This is a genomic window from Streptomyces sp. NPDC041068, from assembly GCF_040647455.1.
Lineage (GTDB): Bacteria > Actinomycetota > Actinomycetes > Streptomycetales > Streptomycetaceae > Streptomyces.
Genome location: NZ_JBEZCG010000051.1, coordinates 1 through 3,437, shown reverse-complemented (window position 1 = coordinate 3,437; position 3,437 = coordinate 1). Strand labels below are relative to the sequence as shown.

Annotated in this window: 1 protein-coding gene; it reads left to right on the top strand. The window is 73.3% G+C overall.

Going from position 1 to position 3,437, the window contains the following annotated elements:
- Positions 1 to 3,437: amino acid adenylation domain-containing protein (locus tag AB0B50_RS44575; protein WP_362343832.1), on the top strand; the 3,437-nt coding region annotated here is incomplete at both ends.

Genomic DNA, 3,437 nt, shown 5'->3' with positions numbered 1-3,437 from the left:
GGTTTCCGTATCGAGCCGGGTGAGGTCGAGGCGGCTTTGACCGCGCACCCGGCCGTGGCCCAGGCCGTCGTCACCACCCATGAAGCCCGAGGCGGCGAGCCGCGCCTCGTCGGCTACGTCGTCCCCGCGGTCGGCCCGACAGACACCCCCGCCGTGCCGGTCCAGGAGCTGCGCACGTTCGTGGCCGGGCGGCTGCCCGAGTTCATGGTGCCGTCGGCGTTCGTGCCGCTGGAGCGGCTGCCGTTGATGGCGAACGGCAAGCTGGACCGCGCCGCGCTGCCCGAACCGGAGTTCTCCGAGGGCGTCCACCGGGCGCCGTCGACGCCGGCCGAGGAGGCCATGGCCGCCGTGTTCGCCGAGGTCCTCGGCCTGGAGCGGGTCGGCATGGACGACCGGTTCTTCGACCTGGGCGGCGACTCGCTGCTCGCGGTCCGCCTGGTCGGCCGGATCCGCGGCGAGCTGGGCGCCGAGATACCGATCCGTGCCGTGTTCACGTCCTCCACCCCCGCCGAGCTGCTCACGCATCTGCCGGACGGCCCGCGGGCCAGGCCCCGGCTGCGGCCCGCCGAGGCACGCCCGGACCGGCTGCCGCTGTCGTACGCGCAGCGCCGCCTGTGGTTCATCCACCGCTTCGAGGGCCCTTCGGCGACGTACAACATCCCGGCCGTGCTGCGGCTCTCCGGCGCCCTCGACGAGGCGGCCCTCACGGCGGCCGTCCAGGACCTGGTGGCCCGGCACGAGAGCCTGCGCACCCTCTTCGCCGAGGACGCGGACGGGGTGCCGTTCCAGCGGGTTCTGCCGGTGGGGGAGGCGACCCTCGACGTGCCCGTCGTGGACGTCGAAGCCGAGGGGCTCACGGACGCCGTCGCCGAGGCCGTGACGTGCGCATTCGACCTCGCCGCCGAAGTCCCGGTGCGGGCGCGGGTGGTGCGGGTCGCCGCGGACGAGCACGTCCTGGTCCTGGTCGTCCACCACATCGCCGGCGACGGCGGGTCCGCGGCGCCGCTCGCCCGTGACCTGGTCGCCGCGTACTCGGCGCGCCGCGAAGGGCGCGCCCCCGAGTGGCAGCCGCTGCCGGTGCAGTACGGCGACTACGCCCTGTGGCAGCGCGAGATGCTCGGCGACGAGTCCGCACCCGACAGTATCGCGGCCACCCAACTCTCCTACTGGAAGGACGAGTTGGCAGGCGTGCCCGCCCCGATCGCGCTGCCGGCCGACCGGCCGCGGCCGCCCGCGGCGAGCCACCGCGGCGACACCGTCGCCTTCACCCTCGAGCCCGGCCTCCTGGACGAGGTGGAGCAGCTCGCGGGCGCGCGCGGCGCCACTGTGTCGATGGTCTTCCAGTCGGCGCTCGCGGTGCTCCTGCACCAGCTGGGCAGCGGGGACGACATCCCGATCGGCTCGCCGATCGCGGGCCGTACCGACGAGGCGCTCGCGGATCTGGTCGGCTTCTTCGTCAACACCTGGGTGCTGCGCGCCGACCTGACGGGCAACCCCACGTTCGATGAGCTCCTCGACCGGGTGCGTGTCAAGGCGCTGGCGGCGTACGACAACCAGGACGTGCCGTTCGAGCGGCTCGTCGAGCTGCTCAACCCGGAGCGTTCCACCGCCTACCAGCCGCTGTTCCAGGTCATGTGCGCCTGGCAGAGCGACCTCAGGCCCGCACTCGACCTGCCCGGCCTGAGCGTGGCCGTCGAGCCGGTCGCGACCGGCACCGCGAAGTTCGACCTGTCCCTCAACCTCGCCGTCCTCGACGGGCCTGAGGGGCGGGCGGTGCAGGGCGACCTCGAGTACGCGACGGACCTGTTCGACCGGGAGACCGTGGAGGAGATCGCGGCACGCTTCGCCCGGGTCGTGCGGCAGGTCGTCGCGGACCCGCGGACCCGAGTGGGCGCGGTCGAGGTGCTGACGCCGCGGGAGCGCGCCGAGGTGCTCGGCGGCGGCAGCGGTACGGCCGTGCCCGTGCCCGCGGTGTCGGTCGCGGAGCTGGTCGAGCGACAGGTCGCGGCCGCACCGGACTCGGTGGCCATCGTCAGTGGCGAAGTGGCGTACACGTACGCCGAGTTGGACGCGCGCGCCAACCGGCTCGCCCGGCACCTGGCCGCTTGCGGCGTGGGCGTCGAGTCGACGGTCGCGGTGGCACTGCCGCGCTCGGCCGACCTGGCCGTGAGCCTCCTTGGCGTACTGAAGTCCGGGGCCGCGTACGTGCCCGTGGACCCGCGCTACCCCAGTGAGCGGCTGGGATACATGCTGGGGGACGCGGGCGCGGACGCCGTCCTGTCGGACCGGGCGACGGTGGAGTCGACCCGGCTGCCGCTGGGCGACGTGCCGCGGGTGTTCCTCGACGACGTCGACCTCGCCGCGGGCGACGGGTCCGGGTGCGGGGTGCGGGTGCGCCCGGAGAACGCCGCGTACGTGATGTACACCTCGGGCTCGTCCGGCGTGCCGAAGGGTGTCGCGGTGACCCACGCGAACGTGGTGAACGGAGTGCGTGCGCTGGGCGCGGTCCTGGGGATCGAGGCCGGGTCGCGGCTGTGGGCGACGACCTCGATCAACTTCGACGTCTCCGTGTTCGAGGTGTTCACGGGCCTGAGCCGAGGCGCCACCGTCGAGGTGGTCCGCGACGTGCTGGAACTCGGGGAGCGCGACGCCGTGCGGACCGGACTTGTGCACACGGTGCCGTCGGTCTTCGCCGAGCTGCTCGAAGGGCTGGCGGGCAAGGTCGACATCGGCACGCTCGTGTTCGCCGGGGAGGGTCTCTCGGGCGCGCTGGTGGAGAAGGTCCGTGAGGTGCTGCCCGGCACACGGGTGGTGAACGCCTATGGGCAGACGGAGAGCTTCTACGCGTCGACGTGCGTACTGCCGGAGGACTGGCGGGGCGGCGGCGCGCCGATCGGTGTGCCGCTGGCGAACATGCGGGCGTACGTGCTGGGCTCCGGTCTGGCTCCCGTGCCGCGCGGCGTGGTCGGCGAGCTGTACGTGGCGGGTTCGGTCGCCCGTGGCTACCACGGCCGGGCGGGACTGACGGCTGAGCGGTTCGTGGCCGATCCGTTCGGGGCGGCCGGTGAGCGCATGTACCGCACGGGTGACCTGGCGCGCTGGAACGCGGATGGCGTTCTGGAGTATGCGGGGCGCAGCGACGTACAGGTGAAGGTGCACGGCTTCCGCATCGAACCGGCCGAGGTCGAGGCGGCGTTGGCGGCCCACCCGGCAGTGGCCCAGGTCGCCGTCGTGGCCCGCGAGGGCCGTGCCGGCTCCACCCGTCTGGTCGGATACGTCGTTCCCGTGGACACCGCCGTGGACATCAGCGCCTCGGGCGAACTCGACATCGACGTGACCGCCGGTGTGTCGGTGGCGGAGTTGCGTCGGTTTGTGGCGGGGCGGTTGCCGGAGTTCATGGTGCCGTCGGCGTTGGTGATGCTGGAGCGGTTGCCGTT